This window comes from Serratia sp. X10, assembly GCF_017811775.1.
Taxonomy (GTDB): domain Bacteria; phylum Pseudomonadota; class Gammaproteobacteria; order Enterobacterales; family Enterobacteriaceae; genus Serratia; species Serratia ureilytica.
On record NZ_JAEIOH010000003.1, the window covers coordinates 738,862 to 754,622 of the forward strand.

Here is a 15,761-nt window from a genome sequence, read left to right on the forward strand (position 1 = left end):
CCGGCGCCAGGGATGAATTTTCGGGCCCCGCCCGCTAACAGGGAATGACATGCAAACCCAATTTTTTAATGTGACCGTCGAACAATGCGCCTACCAGCAGACGGCGCCCAACAATCTGGTGAGGATCATCGCCTCCGGCCAGACGTTCTTTTTTTACCGTGACGACTTCAGCGACAGCAAAAATCTGCTGGCCACGCTCGCCGCCGGCGATCGGGTGAAGATCGGCGCTCACCGCCTGCGGGACGGCAGCTACTGGCTACACTGGCTGCTGCACGACACGAAAGGCCGGCTGGAGCCCGACAGAACGCTGAAATACAAGCTGAAATACTTCGTCCTGCTGCTGCTGGGCGCGGCGCTGGCCTGCGGCTTCCCGGCCGCCGTTTTCATCATGGACCGGGAAGATTCCTGGCTGGCCCTCGTCCTGTTCTTTATCGCCATCATCGCCGGTCTTATCGGTGTTGGCATGGTGTTGTTCGTCGGTTCAGAGCTTCTGCTGATCGGGCACCGTGGCCGCAGGCGCCTGCTCAGGGCGCTGGATCGCGTGCTGCTGGGGCAAGACGTCACCCCGCCCGGCTCGCTCAGCCTGAAAATCCCCGGCATCAGATACCGGGCCGTCCGCGCAGACGCCGTGCCGACGACCGCACCGCTGCAGACCGCGCCTCCCCTCCCGGACGGCGTCGAGGCCTCCGGCATCGAGACGGTCAATGCCCTGAGCTACAAACTCAGCCACTATGAGATCCCACAGCAGGTGCAGTATTTGGACACTTACACGTGGCGTCAGAACGAGACGCACTTCGCGGTGACGACCCGCGCGCTCAACGTCCTCACGACCAAACTGCATCCGGTATTTCGTCGGCAGCATCCGCTTTTCATCGCTAAGGGCGATCCGCTGCAGGTGTTGTACTGCGAGAACAACACCGTCCCCGAATTGCCGACGGTGCGCGGGATCATCAATCATCGCGACCGCCAGACCTATCTCATCGGCGGCAATCGCTACTTCACCGAAGCCGGCCTTAACCTGAGCGCGCGTGTCGTTTTCATCCTGGGCGCGATCATGATGTGTTTGATGCTCGGCCTGATCGTGTGGGATAACGCCGATACCCCAGCGGGCTTTTACCTGGATGCCTGGACCCTGAAGCGCCTCGGCAGTGAGTTGCCGCCGATTCTGCTGCTGATGATGCTGATGGTCAGCGGCCTGGCGCTGCTGATCGAGGGCTTCGCCCAGATCTGCCGCCTCTACGCTTTTGAGCAGCACCGCACGTTTAAGACGTTCAAATACCTGCGCAATCTGCGCCGCAGGCTATGGCGGCAGGAACAGGTGACGGAGCTGAAATGATGACGCTAGCGCTTTATAAAAGACCCCTTATTATCCTGACGCTGTTTTTGGCCAGCGCGCTGGGCGCCTATTTCCTCGCTCCTGAACAACGCTATGCGCAGTGGCAATGGACCCAAAGCGACGAGGCGTTGCCGACAATAGCCCGTTACGATCTCATCCACAGCTACCCGGCGCAGGACGGCGCTCTGCTGCTCATCAGCAAAAGAAGTGAGACCAGCGCCTACAACAGCGTCTACGGCAGGGCGGCCAACTACTTCAGCCAGGTGTTATTCACCGGCCCGAAGGGGTTGCAGATGCTGGGGCAACTCGACGAATCAATCTACGATGCGGTTTGCGTCGAGCAGGAGTGCGTGCTTTTTCTTTCCAAGGGACGCCGGCTGGTCGATGTGCAGCAGGGCACCATCGGGGCGCTGATCCCTTGGCCGGAGGGCGACGACAACCAGCCTTTCTTGATCGGCGGCAAACTGGTGGCGCTGTCGGGAAAGCGCGCGCTGTATTTTATCAGCACCGAAGGCGTATTCTACAGCCCGGACTTTGGCGCCCATTGGCGGCAGACGCTGGATCTGCCGGCGCTGTTGGATGAGCGACAGCTGCTGGGCTTTGAGCGCGGCGAGGAGGAGTCATCGACGCGTTTCGGCAGAGCTGTTCGCAAATCCATGCCCGAGATCTTTACCGCCGTTGATGGCGATCGCGTGCTGTTTTGGATGAACCCGGTGCTCGGTTCCGGCGCCTTGCACATCGCCGTTAACGGCAAAACCGGCGAGGTGGCCGAACTGCATTGGCTAACGGTGCGCGTCAAGGAAAGCGCGCAGGCTCCGGATGGCGGCATCTACCTGATCGCCCAAACGCTGGACAGAGGGCTGTATCAGCTTCTGCGCTATCAATCCGACGGGCAGTTGGCGGTGCTGTTGGAAAACGGCGATAAATCGCTGTATCAGCTGTGGGCGGGCAACGACAAGCTGGTCGCCCAAACGGATAACGGCGATGCGCGCCTTTCGCTGATTTTCGATCTGCGTTCATCCTCAGTGCGCTACCGACAGCCGTTGGAGTACCGCTACAACGGGCGCGACGACGCACGCCAAACCGTGATCGAACCGGAAAGCCACTATGGCGATGACGGGGAGACCCCGGCGCTGCCCTACTTCGTTCGCTATCGCTCCACCACGCCATGAACATGAGGAACCTGCCATGCTGTTAGGCTATGGCGCCGGCGTCGCGGGGCTGGTGGCGCTGTTGTTGGCGCTGCTGCTCGCCGGCATCCTGCTCGCCTGGTGGGGCTGGCGCTACGCCGCCGCCCGCTGCCGCCGCCCGCGCCCGCCGCTTTCCTGGGGCGGTTATCTGTTGGCCTCGGCGTTGGCGATCTACCCGGTGGCGTTCGCGCTGATGCTGATCGACATCGCCATCCAGGATATCAAGAGCCAGCGGGCGGAAGAACGCTGGAATCAGCGCAGCTACCTGACGCTCGAGGCGGCCAGGCCGTTCGGCGAAATCACCCTGCCAAAGGGAAGCTGGGTAAACCGCCAGGAACCACGCCAGCCCGGCACCGAAGACAGCCCCATCACAATGGACGGCGTGACCGCCGTGCGTTTTCCTCAGCCACAGAACGTGGCCGGCGTGCCGATCATCGCCTTCGAGGTTTTACCGCCGGTGATGGAGCTGGCAGGTGCGCATACCTTCACCCGTCCAACCGGCCAAACGGCGCACTGCCAAGCCGGTTGGCTGGTCTCTTTCTCTTTACCGCCGGATAAGCCGATCCCGCAGTGGGAGGAGTGGCAGGCCGGGCTGCCTGCGGCGGCGTTTCGGCCCAGCGACTGGATCTTTAGGGAGTGCTTCTCCGGCAGCCCGATCGCGGTGCTGACCTTGCACAACGGCGAAGTCAGGGTGCTGCCTTAAGCCTTACGCCGCGGCGTTGGGCAAGCGCACGGTCACGCGGTTGTTGGCCGTTGGCAACTGCAGCGGCGTTTCCTGCCAACTTACCGCGATAACCAATACCGGCGGGGCCGGCACGCGCGGCTCGCGCCCGTCCGGCCCCACGCTGTAGGCATCCCATTCAATCACAAACACCCCGCCGTCTTGCGGCTCGACCCGCTCGACGAAAAAGGTGGTGTCCGAACCGCGCCCGCCCGCCGGTTTATGCGCATAAGAGAGCAGGCTGAACCACTCGCCGGCAAAGTAGAGATGGTATAGGCCATCGACGATATGCTCGCCGCGGAACTGGCAGCCGCCGACGCTAAAACCGTCACCCGTCGGGGATTCCGCCACGCGTTCGAGATCGCGCACGAAGCGATCGGTCGGCCTGTTATCCAGCAACAGCTCATAAGGCGGCGCGTGCAGCAGCGCGGCGGGATCGTCCGCCTGGCGCAGATCCGCCGGCAACATCGAGCGCGCCGCCAGCACGCGGCCGCTGGGCAAGGTGATCTCCAGCCGATCCGCCGGATCCGCTACCCACTGCGGCACCCACAGACCGCGCACAAGGTGCAGCGACGTGGCCTCCGCCTGCCGACACCTCGCCCGCAGCCGCGCCAGCGCCTCAGCGGCACCGGCGGCCAAGGCGTCCTGCTCGCGATCGGTCAACGCAGGCAGCGCGTACATCATCCGGGCGGCAGGCTCGTACACCGTCAGCCCCTCACCCTCACGACTGCGGGTCGGGATCAGGCGCAGCTTGCCATCATCCACGTCCTGCGGCGCGGCACAGGCGCCATGCACCACCGCTCCGTCGCGCAGCAGCAGCGTCCAAAAGTTGGGGCCGCCCATGCCCAGTTCCCCCACGCCGCCAATCTGCCGATCGCTGTCGCCGGCGTGCACCATCTCAATCGGCTGCGAACGCCAGTCGGTCTTGCGCCACTCTGCCGCTTCTTCAGGTTCTTGCCCGCTTTTAGCGGCGTACTTCGCCCATTGCAGCACGGCAAACAGCGCGATGCACAGCACACCCCAAACCGGGTAATCCTGCCAAATCAATAACCAACCGACGATCAAAAGTGCCCAGGCGGCCATGGCGATATCCTTTTCCACGAGAAAACCGCCTGATTCTAGCTCAGGCGGTTAGTGGGGTTGAAAAATATCGCTATCAGGCCAGGCGCTATTTGCCCTTGGCCTGGAACAGCTGATTCACCAAAGTCGTCGCCGGCATATCCAGCGCGCCGTACAGCTCACCGGCTTTGGCATCGCCGTTATCCCCCAGCCACTCTACTCCCACCGTACCGTAATCCGTCGGGATCACTCCGGCCTGCACCAGCCGCGCCATGCCCGCCTCATGTTTGGACTGATTGAACGTGCCGGAAGCGTCGATCACCACATAGGTGTCGTATCCCGCCGCTTTGGCCGTGATCGCCGGGAAGCCGGCGCACACTTCCAGCGATACGCCGGCGATCACGATCTTTTTGCGGCCGGTGGCCTCAACCGCTTTGCGCACGTTCGCGTCGTCCCAGGCGTTGACGCTGTGGCGATCGATAATGTTCACCCCCGGCAGCGCGGCCTTAAGTTCCGGAATGATCGGCCCGAACGGACCGTTGGCGCCGGTCGAGGTCACGATCACCGGAATGCCCATCACCTGGGCCGCCTTGGCGAGCGCCACGACGTTATGTTTCAGCGTTGCGCTCTCCATGTCGCGCACGCCGGTGATCAGACCGATCTGATGGTCGACCAACAGCAGCACCGAGTTGTGGCGATCCAACAGCTGCAAAGGGCCGGACGCCGGCTGCGCCTGGGTATGCGGCTGTGGCGCTGCCGGCGCCGCGAAGGCCGGTTGCGCCGCCCCGGCCATGGCGATAGTCAGAGCCAAAGTGCGGTAAAGGTTTTTCATGATGTTTATCCTCGTTTCAACAATGGTGTATCTGCAGGATAAAACCGCATCGATCAGGGTTAAATAGGCGACAATAGAAGCTATCATTGCAAAAATGATCATGATGGAGTCTGTGATGACGGTATTTCCACTCGATCTCAACGCCATGTATTTTTTCACTCAGGTGGTTGAGCACAAAGGCTTTACCGCTGCCGGTACAGCGCTGGGCATCCCGACCTCTCGTCTGAGCCGTCAGGTGGCGCAGTTGGAACGTCAACTCAACCTGCGGTTGCTGCAAAGAACCTCGCGGCGTATTCAGCTTACCGAGGTGGGCCACCAGGTCTATCTGCACTGTGTCGCCATGATGCAGCAAGCGCATCAGGCGCAGCAGGCGGCGCTGCGCACGCTGGCGGAACCGAACGGCACCGTGCGTTTCAGCGCGTCGCCGCTGTTGGCGGACGAAGTGATCGCTCCGCTCCTGCCGGCATTTATGGCGCGCTTTCCCAAAGTGAACGTAGAAACCCACGTCACCGCCCGACGGATAGATCTGTTGGAGGAAGGATTGGACTTCACTGTCCGCGGGCTTGGCATCGCCAACGAGGCCGCAGGGCTTATCCAGCGGCGGCTCGGCACCGCTAAATGGCTGTTGGCCGCCAGCCCGACATGGCTGGCGCGACACGGCGCGCCGTCATCGCCACAACATCTGAGCGATATGCCCTGTTTGCTTTACCCGCCTCAACAGGGGGCGCCGAGCTGGCGGCTCTACGGGCCACAAAACGCCATCGTCAACGTGCCCTTCTCGCCCCGCTTAAGCAGCGATAATTTGCAGGTGATCCTGCGCGCCGCCCTTGATGGGCAAGGCATCTGCGGCATTCCCTATTACGCCTGCCGCCAGGCACTTGCGCGTGGCGATTTGCAAGAGGTGCTGCGCGGGTGGCATCCGCAAAACGGCGAGCTGGTACTGCTTTATCCCTCGCGCCGCGGGGTGCCGCCAGCGGTAAAAGCGCTGATCGACTTTTTTTACCAGGAAATCCCGCCGTTGCTGAATGACCGTTAAACGCGGCTCTCGCCGCGTTATTCTTTAATAACGTCAATAATAAGCCTGACAATATATAATCACTTAGCGCATCGTTTATGTGACCATACCGCTCACATAAATAACGTTTCACATAAATAACGTTTCACATAAGAATTCACGTTAAAAACACAACCCTCTGTATCGCAATGAGATATTTCTCTCAACCCAAAAGCAAAAGGCACAAACAAAGAAAAAAAACTGCAATAATTTGTGCATATTCCAAACATTGACTATGTTTAGACAGACTATTTATATGCAGTTGGACAAAGACACTGACAGCAATTAAAAAGTCCGTTTTTTAGCGGGCGAGGAAATATTTTATCAACAATATTCCGAGGAGGCTTTATCTCCATGGAACGGGTCACTTTGCGTTTTATCAAGCCAATAGGCTACACACCGCAATTAATATCATTATTAGCATTCCGGAGACCGACAATGAAAATCGTTACGGGCATTATCTTTACCTCTGTGGCCGCCTTCAGCGGCGCGGCTTACGCGGCCGATGCGCAACCTACCACCGGCAACGCGGAAGTGACGCTGGAACATGTGCACGCCGTGATGGAAAACGGCAGCCCGGCGCCGCAGCACGACGCCGCCTGCAAAAAAGAACTCTCCATGCCGGAATCGAAATATATGGGCATGAAGGTTAAAACCGATTACACCATCAACAGCAGCACCATGATGATGTCGGCCAAATCGATGTTCCCATCGCCGGATTCCATGAAACCGATGGAGCTGACGGTCGATCTCTCCGCGCTGGGCCTGGCGGATGTGTATGCCTTCGGCGCCTTTAAACCGGCTGCGCTGCCACAGGCGTATATTTATTTCACCATCGACAAGAATTTTAAAGATCCGGTCAGCACCTTTATGGTCATTAACCAAGGCAAGCAATATAACTGCGTGATCTCCAGCTCGAATAAAATGATGAGCAAAGAGATGCGCGGCAAGATGATGATGAAGAAACAGTAACGGAATGAAAAACGGCGCTTCCCGCAACAGGAAGCGCCGTCAGAAAAGCCTTAAATCAGACCAGAATTGTATTTCTGGTTGAACTTCTCTTCCGATTGGAACAGATAAATAATGCCTTCAATAAAGCCGACAATCGATGGGATCCCCGTCCAGCAGAACAGCAGGTAGAACAGCCCCCACCACTTCATCCCCAGGTAAAACTTGTGAATGCCCAGTCCGCCCAGGAAGATGGCCAACAGGGCCGCCGCGAGCTTGTCTTTTCTGCTCATAGTTCACTTCTCCTTACTTCTCACCGAACCACCGGCATATCCAAAAACGGATGCCGCTCCACAGAGCGCCGCATCGCAATGCTTGAGGAGGAAAACATTCACCCATCAAGGCTCAACAGGGGTAATTATAACAGTGATTAATTAAACGGTTGTTTAACCGGCGAAAGGGTAAGCAAATGGAGTCTGGAGAGGGAGTGGTGCCGATAATAGGAGTCGAACCTACGACCTTCGCATTACGAATGCGCTGCTCTACCAACTGAGCTATATCGGCATCGAGCCGGGCCTGCGGGGCAAGCCGGAAGTGCGTTGAACAAGGTAGACCTGTGCACGAAATGAGTCAAGAGCCGCCGGGGCGTTTGGTCGTTTTACAAGCAACCAGACTGTCGTGCAGTCCCCCTTTTCCAAAAACAATCAGGGCGCAGCATGCTGCGCCCTGACCTCTTTATGAATGACCGCAATGCGGCCTTAGCTACGCACCAGATCGTCGCCGTAGCCGATCCATTTGTAGGTGGTCAGCGCGTCCAGGCCCATCGGGCCGCGGGCGTGCAGTTTCTGGGTGCTCACCGCCACTTCCGCGCCCAGGCCGAACTGGCCGCCGTCGGTGAAGCGGGTACTGGCGTTGACGTACACCGCCGAGGAGTCCACCGCGCGCACGAAGTGCTCGGCGCTGCTCAGCGAGCGGGTGAGGATCGCGTCGGAGTGGTTGGTGCCGTGGGTGCGGATGTGGTCGATGGCCTGATCGATATCGTCCACCAGCAATACGTTCAGATCCAGCGACAGCCATTCGTCGTCGTAATCCTCCGCATTCACCGGCACCACCGTCGCCAGGCCGCCCTGCAGCAGCGGCAGCGCGTTTTCCGCCGCGTGCAGCGTCACGCCCGCCGCCGCCATTTTGGCGCTCAGCGCCGGCAGGAACTCGGCGGCAATGCTGCGGTTCACCAGCAGCGTCTCCAGCGAGTTACAGGCGCTCGGGCGCTGGATCTTGGCGTTTTCAATCACCGTCAGCGCCTTGTCGAAGTCGACGTCGGCATCCACGTAGGTATGGCACACGCCGATGCCGCCGGTGATCACCGGAATGGTCGATTGCTCGCGGCACAGCTTGTGCAGGCCGGCGCCGCCGCGCGGGATCAGCATGTCGACATAGCGATCCAGGCGCAGCAGTTCGTTCACCAGCGCGCGATCCGGGCTATCGATCGCCTGCACCGCCGCCGCCGGCAGGCCGCACTGTTCCAGCGCCTGCTGGATCACTTTCACCGTCGCCTGGTTGGTATTGTGCGTCTCTTTCCCGCCGCGCAGGATCACCGCGTTGCCGGTTTTCAGGCACAGGCTAGCGACGTCGATGGTAACGTTCGGCCGCGCCTCGTAAATCACGCCGATCACGCCGAGCGGCACCCGGCGGCGCTCCAGCTTCAGCCCGCTGTCCAGCAGGTTGCCGTCCAGCACGTGACCGACCGGATCGTTCAGGCGGCATACCTGGCGCACGTCGTTGGCGATCGCCGCCAGCCGCGCCGGGGTCAGCAGCAGGCGATCGAGCAGCGCTTCGCTCATGCCGCTGGCGCGCGCCTGCGCCATGTCTTGTTCGTTCGCCAGCAGGATCGCTTCGCTGTTGGCTTCCAGCCTGTCGGCCATCACCGACAGCACCTGATTCTTCTTCGCCGTGCTCAGCACCGCCAGCTGCCAGGAGGCCTGCTTGGCGGCCTTCCCCATCTGCTCCAGCATGCTCACTCCTTAACTGACAATCATATCGTCGCGGTGCACTGCCACCGGACCGTATTCATAACCGAGGATTTCGCTGATTTCCTGCGAGTGGTGCCCGGCGATCATGCGCATCGCGTCGCTGTTGTAGCGGCTGACGCCGTGTGCCAGATCGCGCCCCGCCTGGTTGCGGATGCGGATCACTTCACCGCGCGAGAAGTCGCCCTTCACTTCGCGGATGCCTTTCGGCAGCAGCGAGCTGCCGCGCGCCATCATCGCTTCCACCGCACCGTCGTCGACGGTGATCTCGCCGGCCGGCGGCGCGCCGAAGATCCAACGCTTTCGGTTCTCCAGCGGGGTTTCCAGCGCGTGGAAACGGGTGCCCACCGGTTTGCCTTCGATCACGTCCGCCACCACGCCCGGCTTGCTGCCCGCGGCGATCACCACGTCGATGCCGGCGCGGCAGGCCACGTCGGCCGCCTGCAGCTTGGTGCCCATGCCGCCGGTGCCCAGACCGGAGACGCTGTCGCCGGCGATGGCGCGCAGCGCGTCGTCAATGCCGTGCACCTCACGGATCAGTTCGGCCTGCGGGTTGTTGCGCGGATCGGCGGTGTAGAGGCCCTGCTGATCGGTCAGCAACAGCAGTTTATCGGCCCCGGCCAGAATGGCCGCCAGCGCCGACAGGTTATCGTTGTCGCCTACCTTGATTTCGGCGGTGGCGACGGCGTCGTTCTCATTGATTACCGGCACGATGCGGTTGTCCAGCAGCGCCGTCATGGTGTCGCGCGCGTTGAGGAAGCGCTCGCGGTCTTCCAGATCGGCGCGCGTCAGCAGCATCTGCCCGACGTGGATGCCGTAAATGGAGAACAGCTGTTCCCACAGCTGGATCAGCCGGCTCTGCCCCACCGCCGCCAGCAGCTGCTTGGAGGCGATGGTGGCGGGCAGCTCGGGATAGCCCAGGTGCTCGCGCCCGGCGGCGATGGCGCCGGAGGTGACGATGACGATGCGGTGGCCCGCGGCGTGTTGCTGCGCGCACTGGCGCACCAATTCGACGATGTGGGCGCGGTTCAGACGCAGCGATCCGCCAGTCAACACGCTGGTGCCCAATTTCACAACCAATGTCTGGCTGCCGTTCATAGTATTTCTGCCGTGTGTAATGATGAGAAGAAGAGTGCAAAGGTCTTTGTAACAGGAGAGACGCGTTATGCCAACAGGCACAACGCGAAATCAGCACAATACGTGGTCAAACGGGGTCAGGCGGAGAGTTTGATCAGTTTTTCTTTGAAATCATCGGCGGGTTCCAGCCCCAGTTCCATGGTCGCCAGCAGTTCGCCCAGGCGGCGATGGAAGTCGCGCAGGGTGTCTTCCAGTTTGGCGTTCACTTCATCATCCTTAATGTTTTGCGTCGTCCAGTTGCCTTCCTTGTCGAACAGGCCGAATTGGTACGAATAGGTGAAGCGCGCCTCTTCCGCCTGCAGCTCCATCCACCAGCCCCAGAACTCACGCTTCTCCGGAGCGGGCTTTACATTGACGCAGACGGCCAAACAATCAAAGAAAAACCGGTCGTTCTCACATTGCCCTTCACGCAGGTACGGCCCCAAGCTGGCAAAACGTTTCATTAGTCGGCTTTTAGGGTGACCACTCGGTAACGTCATTCTCTAACCTCCTCAATGTAGACCACTCTTTTTAACAAATTGTTAAAATTTAGCAACTAATTAACGCATTTTATCCTTCAGCCAACCGGACATCTGCAGCAACGCCCGGTGGAAGCTGTCGTAAACCGGGGTGCGCGGGATGGCGATCAGCTTGCCGCTCACCGAAGAGGTGACGATCAGCTGCGACTCTTCTTTCGGGCTGAGCGTATCGCGCTCCCAGTAGCCGGAGATCATCGGCGTCGGGCAACGGCGCCCCAGCAGCCCCTGCATTTTCAGCGAGTAGCTGTTCAGCTCCACCTTCAGCACGTTGTCGGAAGCGTTAGCCATGCCCATGCGGCTGGCCAGCACGTCCATATACATGTCCGGCACGTTCAGCTGGGTGCTGCTGTCGCACAGCAGGCGATGCACCACCGGCCCCAGGCAGGCCACGCCGCGCAGCCGCTGCGGCTCCAGATAGGCCAATCGCACCGCCACGTTGGCGCCGAAACGGAAGCCGAAGGCGCTGACCCGCTGATGATCCACCCACGGCACCGAGGCCAGCTGGATCAGCACCTGCTGATGCAGGTAGCTGGAATCCTGCGTCAGCTTCCATTTGCAGGAGGAGCCGATCGACGGCATGTCGAGCGTCAGCATGGCGATGCCGTGCGGCGCCAGGTAGTCGCGGAACAGACGGTGATAGTCGGTCTGCAGCGTATCGAGGCTGCCGCACATCAGCACCGTCGGGAACGGCGCTTCGCCCTTCTCCGGCATGTGCAGGAAACCGGTGACGCTGCCGCCGCCTTCGATGCGAAACTCCAGCTCTTTCAGCTGATACGGCAACAGCAGCGCCGCCTCTTCGTAAGCGCGGTTAGCCAGCATCTCCGCCTGTTCGGCCAGCTCGTCGCCCTTGAGGTGCGGGTAACCGGCGATGCTGTACAGGCTCGCGGCCTTCAGCCAGTACTCGCCGCCGACCAGCGGATCCTGCTGCTCCGTCGCCCGCTGCTGCCACTGCATGCCCTGATGGATCCACTCGTAGATCCAGTTGCCGTTGCGGTAGCCCACCACGGTATCCAGCCGCTGCGGATTGCTGCGCTCGGCGTCCGAGGCGGCGATACGCGCCAGCACTTCGTGGATTTCGATCGGGCTGACGCCGCGCCAGGCCCACAGCAGCGGGTTCAGCATGCGATACCAGCTGCCGGTAGTGTCGCCTTCCAATGCGGAATGCATGGCGGCGCTCACTTTGTTGCGCGCGCGCAGCACCAGCGTCGAGGTTTCAGGGTGTTTGAATTTGGGCTTGAAAAGAATTTCAGAAAGGTTGGCCTGTGCCATGGTAACAACAGCCTCCGTAAATCTGGCGATAGGCCGCAAAAGGCCTACTTAACTGGAGGTAGTGTACCTAACTCTGGCGGGATAAACCAAGATAACGCAAACGCCCGGCATAACCGGGCGTTGGGCTGGAACTGGCTGGGCTTAGCGACCGCCGATAGGGGGAACGAAGCTGACGCCCATGTCCCACGGCTGTTCGATCCAGGTATCCTGCGGGATGTCGACCTCGTAGTCGTCCACCAGCGGACGGCCCGCCGGCTTGGCGAAGATGGTGACGAAATGCGCTTTCGGGTACATGTCGCGGATCGCTTTCGCGGTGCCGCCGGTATCCACCAGATCGTCCACCACGATGAAACCTTCACCGTCGCCTTCGGCGCGCTTGAGCACTTTCATTTCGCGCTGGTTGTCATGGTCATAGCTGGAAATGCAGACGGTATCCACATAGCGGATGCCCAGCTCACGCGCCAGCAGACCCGCCGGCACCAGGCCGCCGCGGCTGACGGCAATGATGCCCGTCCATTTGTCGGCAGGCAGCAGGCGGTGCGCCAGCTTGCGTGCGTGTATTTGCAGCATATCCCAGGTAACAACGTATTTTTCGCTCATAGAATCGTGTCCCAGCCGGCTGGTGAAGCGGCTTACTTTATAGTTCAGGGGAAAAAAGGTTGCGCGAGATTATAGAGACTGGCCGCGTTGAATTCCAGCTGTACCGAGGAAAACCTCGCGATTTCCGCCGGGCGGCTTTTCGGTGATTGATGCTGAAAAAACGAGCGTTCCCGCCGCGAAGCCGTGTGATCAAGCGCTTAAACCGCACAATACGGGGCGCGCACCGCCGGAAATAAAGTGATATTCTCTGACGATCGTGCCACGACGCACAGATGCCCACTCACCTTAACCGCGCGGCACGCCCGTCCTGTCGGAGCCTGCCGTCACAGGAGACTTATAGTGTCTGAATTGTCTCAGCTTTCGCCACAGCCGCTGTGGGATATTTTCGCCAAGATCTGTTCTATCCCACACCCTTCTTATCATGAAGAAGCGCTGGCGCAGCACATCCTCACCTGGGCCAAAGAAAAGAACCTGCACGCCGAGCGCGATCAGGTCGGCAATATCCTGCTGCGCAAACCGGCCACCAAAGGCATGGAAAATCGCAAGCCGGTGGCGCTGCAGGCGCACCTGGACATGGTGCCGCAAAAGAATAACGACACCGTGCACGACTTCGCCAAGGATCCGATCCAGCCTTATATCGCCGGCGAGTGGGTGAAAGCGCGCGGCACCACGCTGGGCGCCGATAACGGCATCGGCATGGCCTCCGCCCTGGCGGTGCTGGCCGACGACAGCGTTGAGCACGGCCCGCTGGAAGTCCTGCTGACCATGACCGAAGAAGCGGGGATGGACGGTGCCTTCGGGCTGCAGCCGAACTGGCTGCAGGCGGACATCCTGATCAATACCGATTCCGAAGAAGAAGGCGAAATCTACATGGGTTGCGCCGGCGGTATCGACTTCATCACTACCCTGCCGCTGCAGCGCGAAGCGGTGCCGGCCGGTTACCAAACCCTGAAGCTGACTCTCAAGGGCCTGAAAGGCGGCCATTCCGGCGCCGAGATCCACGTCGGGCTGGGCAACGCCAACAAACTGCTGGCGCGCTTCCTGTTCGCCCATGCGGCGGCGCTGAACCTGCGCGTGCTGGACCTGAACGGCGGCACCCTGCGCAACGCCATTCCGCGTGAAGCCTCCGCGGTAGTTGCGGTGCCGGCGGACAAAGCCGACGCGCTGAAAGCGCTGAGCCAGGAGTTCCTGGCCGTGCTGCAGAACGAACTCTCCGCCAAAGAGAAGAACATCACCGTGCTGCTGGAGCCGGTCACCAGCGCTTCGCAGGCGCTGAGCGCCGACAGCCAGCAACGCTTCCTGGCGCTGCTGAACGGCACGCCGAACGGCGTGATCCGCATGAGCGACGCGGTCAAAGGCGTAGTGGAAACCTCGCTGAACGTCGGCGTGGTCACCACCAGCGAAAACGAAGCGGAAATCATCTGCCTGATCCGCTCTCTGATCGACAGCGGCAAAGATTACGTGGTCGAGATGCTGACCGCGCTGGGCCAGCTGGCCGGCGCCAACGTGGCGCCGAAGGGCGGCTACCCGGGCTGGCAGCCGGACGCCGACTCGCCGGTGATGCACCTGGTGCGCGAGCTGTATCAGGAGCTGTTCAACAAGACGCCGAACATCATGGTGATCCACGCCGGCCTGGAATGCGGCCTGTTCAAAAAGCCGTATCCAAACATGGATATGGTATCGATCGGGCCAACCATCACCGGCCCGCACTCGCCGGATGAGCAAGTGCATATCGAAAGCGTCGGTCTGTATTGGAAGCTGCTGACCTCGCTGCTGAAAGCGATCCCTGAGCGCGCGTAATCTGCGCGCTTAACGCAAAAAGCCGGCGACTCGCCGGCTTTTTATTCCCAAGGCAGCGCCAGCTGCCGCTCCAGCTGCGGATCGAGCAGCGTCACATGCAGCCCCACCAGCCGCACGCCGCGCCCTTCGCGCCGCTCGCGCCACGCCTGCCGCGCCACCGCCAGCAAATCCTGCTGATTCAGCACCGGGAACACGTGCTCCTGGGTGGTTTGCTGAAAATCCTGAAACTTCAGCTTCACGCCCTGCCGGGCGATGTGCAGATCCGGCTTTACCTTGCGCAGCCGCATCTCCAGCTCGGGATAGAGTTTGTCGATAATCAGCGTTTCGCAGTCTTCCCAGTCGTGAATATCTTCCGCCAGCGTGCGCTCCACCCCCACCGATTTGCGCAGCCGCTCCGCCGAGATTTCGCGCCGATCGATGCCCTGACACCGCTCCCACAACACCCGGCCAAACTTGCCGAAGCGCTTGAGCAGCTGCGCCAAATCGTATTGCTGCACGTCGGCGCAGGTGATGAGCCCCACTTCCTCCAGCCGTTTGGCGGTCACCTTGCCGACGCCGGGGATCTTGCTGAGCGGCAGCTGCTGTAAAAACGCCGGCACCTGCGCCGGCGTGATCACGTATTGCCCGTTCGGCTTGTTCATCTCGGAGGCGATTTTGGCGAGAAACTTGATCGGCGCCACGCCGGCCGACGCGGTCAGGTTCAGCTCGTCGGCAATCGCCTGACGGATCTCCTGAGCGATCAGCGTCGCCGAACCGTTGCATTGCGGGCTGTCTGTCACGTCGAGATAGGCTTCATCAAGCGACAACGGCTCGATCAACGGGGTATAGCGGGCGAAGATTTCACGGATGTGCAGCGAAGCCTCTTTATAGGCCGCCATGCGCCCCGGCAGCAGGGTGAGATGCGGGCACAGCTTGAGCGCCATCGCCGTGGACATGGCGCTGTGTACGCCGTAGCGCCGCGCCGGATAGTTGGCGGTGCTGATCACCCCGCGCCGATCGGCGCTGCCGCCAATCGCCAACGGAATATCGCGCAGGCTGGGATCGTCGCGCATTTCCACCGCCGCGAAGAAGCAGTCCATATCGACATGAATGATTTTACGCATCGCACCCTCCAGTAACACTGTATAAGTATACAGTCAGATACCGAAAGCTCAAGGCCGCAGGCTTCGATGAAAGCGCCGTTTCCGCCAGATATTTCCGCGTTGTTAAAAAAGCTTAATTTTTCAATAGTATGATTTCCGCCATCCCGTGCGGCTCACCACAACGATAA

At 60.6% G+C, this 15,761-nt stretch carries 15 protein-coding genes and 1 tRNA gene; 6 read left to right on the forward strand and 10 right to left on the reverse strand.

From position 1 onward, the window contains the following. The first annotated feature begins 49 nt into the window (after positions 1 to 49). From J9788_RS13965 to J9788_RS13975, 3 genes are read left to right on the forward strand one after another with little or no spacing between them, the layout of a single operon-like run. Positions 50 to 1,336, forward strand: a complete 1,287-nt coding sequence (locus tag J9788_RS13965; protein WP_182265058.1) for a hypothetical protein — start codon at positions 50 to 52, stop codon at positions 1,334 to 1,336. Further along, positions 1,333 to 2,508 (forward strand): hypothetical protein, encoded by a 1,176-nt coding sequence (locus J9788_RS13970; RefSeq protein ID WP_182265059.1) that lies wholly within the window; start codon positions 1,333 to 1,335, stop codon positions 2,506 to 2,508. Before J9788_RS13965 ends, J9788_RS13970 begins: the two co-directional genes overlap by 4 nt. A 16-nt stretch (positions 2,509 to 2,524) precedes the next feature. Then, positions 2,525 to 3,229 (forward strand): hypothetical protein, encoded by a 705-nt coding sequence (locus J9788_RS13975; protein ID WP_094141548.1) that lies wholly within the window; start codon positions 2,525 to 2,527, stop codon positions 3,227 to 3,229. Positions 3,230 to 3,232: 3 nt separating this feature from the next. Here J9788_RS13975 and J9788_RS13980 read toward each other — a convergent pair whose 3' ends face one another. Together J9788_RS13980 and J9788_RS13985 are read right to left on the reverse strand one after the other, a co-directional pair. Then, the gene (locus J9788_RS13980; protein ID WP_370576338.1) at positions 3,233 to 4,348 is read right to left on the reverse strand and encodes a hypothetical protein; all 1,116 of its coding nucleotides are present in this window, start codon (positions 4,346 to 4,348) and stop codon (positions 3,233 to 3,235) included. A 67-nt stretch (positions 4,349 to 4,415) separates the two neighbouring features. Further along, a complete protein-coding gene (locus J9788_RS13985) occupies positions 4,416 to 5,138 on the reverse strand; it encodes an isochorismatase family protein (RefSeq protein WP_046897595.1) in 723 nt (240 codons plus the stop codon). Between the two features lie 115 nt (positions 5,139 to 5,253). Between J9788_RS13985 and J9788_RS13990 the strand changes: the two genes are divergently transcribed. After that, entirely contained in the window at positions 5,254 to 6,174 is a 921-nt protein-coding gene (locus tag J9788_RS13990) for a LysR substrate-binding domain-containing protein (RefSeq protein ID WP_046897596.1), read from the forward strand. 456 nt (positions 6,175 to 6,630) lie between these two features. Then, on the forward strand, positions 6,631 to 7,164 hold the full coding sequence (locus tag J9788_RS13995; protein WP_015376762.1) for a hypothetical protein: 534 nt from the start codon (positions 6,631 to 6,633) through the stop codon (positions 7,162 to 7,164). A gap of 50 nt (positions 7,165 to 7,214) precedes the next feature. Here the strand turns inward: J9788_RS13995 and J9788_RS14000 are convergent, their stop codons facing one another. The 7 genes from J9788_RS14000 to gpt form a co-directional block, all read right to left on the reverse strand. Further along, entirely contained in the window at positions 7,215 to 7,433 is a 219-nt protein-coding gene (locus J9788_RS14000; protein ID WP_046897597.1) for a TM2 domain-containing protein, read from the reverse strand. 195 nt (positions 7,434 to 7,628) lie between these two features. Next, positions 7,629 to 7,704 (reverse strand) — tRNA-Thr (locus J9788_RS14005). Positions 7,705 to 7,898: 194 nt separating this feature from the next. Continuing rightward, positions 7,899 to 9,152: a glutamate-5-semialdehyde dehydrogenase gene (proA, locus tag J9788_RS14010; protein ID WP_046897659.1), complete on the reverse strand. Its 1,254-nt coding sequence runs from the start codon at positions 9,150 to 9,152 to the stop codon at positions 7,899 to 7,901. Between the two features lie 9 nt (positions 9,153 to 9,161). After that, positions 9,162 to 10,265, reverse strand: a complete 1,104-nt coding sequence (gene proB, locus J9788_RS14015; protein ID WP_033651028.1) for a glutamate 5-kinase — start codon at positions 10,263 to 10,265, stop codon at positions 9,162 to 9,164. A gap of 116 nt (positions 10,266 to 10,381) precedes the next feature. Further along, positions 10,382 to 10,783, reverse strand: a complete 402-nt coding sequence (gene crl / locus J9788_RS14020) for a sigma factor-binding protein Crl (RefSeq protein WP_033651027.1) — start codon at positions 10,781 to 10,783, stop codon at positions 10,382 to 10,384. Between the two features lie 60 nt (positions 10,784 to 10,843). Then, on the reverse strand, positions 10,844 to 12,091 hold the full coding sequence (gene frsA / locus J9788_RS14025) for an esterase FrsA (protein WP_154871228.1): 1,248 nt from the start codon (positions 12,089 to 12,091) through the stop codon (positions 10,844 to 10,846). A gap of 141 nt (positions 12,092 to 12,232) precedes the next feature. Next, on the reverse strand, positions 12,233 to 12,691 hold the full coding sequence (gene gpt, locus J9788_RS14030) for a xanthine phosphoribosyltransferase (protein WP_033651025.1): 459 nt from the start codon (positions 12,689 to 12,691) through the stop codon (positions 12,233 to 12,235). A gap of 339 nt (positions 12,692 to 13,030) precedes the next feature. Between gpt and pepD the strand changes: the two genes are divergently transcribed. After that, positions 13,031 to 14,491: a beta-Ala-His dipeptidase gene (gene pepD / locus J9788_RS14035; RefSeq protein WP_046897657.1), complete on the forward strand. Its 1,461-nt coding sequence runs from the start codon at positions 13,031 to 13,033 to the stop codon at positions 14,489 to 14,491. A gap of 41 nt (positions 14,492 to 14,532) precedes the next feature. On the opposite strand, the gene dinB is transcribed toward pepD, so the two are convergent. Continuing rightward, on the reverse strand, positions 14,533 to 15,594 hold the full coding sequence (gene dinB / locus J9788_RS14040) for a DNA polymerase IV (RefSeq protein ID WP_021505001.1): 1,062 nt from the start codon (positions 15,592 to 15,594) through the stop codon (positions 14,533 to 14,535). Between the last annotated feature and the right edge of the window lie 167 nt (positions 15,595 to 15,761).

Excerpts from the sequence above, each read along its gene's own strand:
- J9788_RS13965 (WP_182265058.1), top strand. The coding sequence starts at position 50 with ATGCAAACCCAATTTTTTAATGTGACCGTCGAACAATGCGCCTACCAG.
- J9788_RS13970 (WP_182265059.1), top strand. The coding sequence starts at position 1,333 with ATGATGACGCTAGCGCTTTATAAAAGACCCCTTATTATCCTGACGCTG.
- J9788_RS13975 (WP_094141548.1), top strand. The coding sequence starts at position 2,525 with ATGCTGTTAGGCTATGGCGCCGGCGTCGCGGGGCTGGTGGCGCTGTTG.
- J9788_RS13985 (WP_046897595.1), bottom strand. The coding sequence starts at position 5,138 with ATGAAAAACCTTTACCGCACTTTGGCTCTGACTATCGCCATGGCCGGG.
- J9788_RS13990 (WP_046897596.1), top strand. The coding sequence starts at position 5,254 with ATGACGGTATTTCCACTCGATCTCAACGCCATGTATTTTTTCACTCAG.
- J9788_RS13995 (WP_015376762.1), top strand. The coding sequence starts at position 6,631 with ATGAAAATCGTTACGGGCATTATCTTTACCTCTGTGGCCGCCTTCAGC.
- J9788_RS14000 (WP_046897597.1), bottom strand. The coding sequence starts at position 7,433 with ATGAGCAGAAAAGACAAGCTCGCGGCGGCCCTGTTGGCCATCTTCCTG.
- proA (WP_046897659.1), bottom strand. The coding sequence starts at position 9,152 with ATGCTGGAGCAGATGGGGAAGGCCGCCAAGCAGGCCTCCTGGCAGCTG.
- proB (WP_033651028.1), bottom strand. The coding sequence starts at position 10,265 with ATGAACGGCAGCCAGACATTGGTTGTGAAATTGGGCACCAGCGTGTTG.
- crl (WP_033651027.1), bottom strand. The coding sequence starts at position 10,783 with ATGACGTTACCGAGTGGTCACCCTAAAAGCCGACTAATGAAACGTTTT.
- frsA (WP_154871228.1), bottom strand. The coding sequence starts at position 12,091 with ATGGCACAGGCCAACCTTTCTGAAATTCTTTTCAAGCCCAAATTCAAA.
- gpt (WP_033651025.1), bottom strand. The coding sequence starts at position 12,691 with ATGAGCGAAAAATACGTTGTTACCTGGGATATGCTGCAAATACACGCA.
- dinB (WP_021505001.1), bottom strand. The coding sequence starts at position 15,594 with ATGCGTAAAATCATTCATGTCGATATGGACTGCTTCTTCGCGGCGGTG.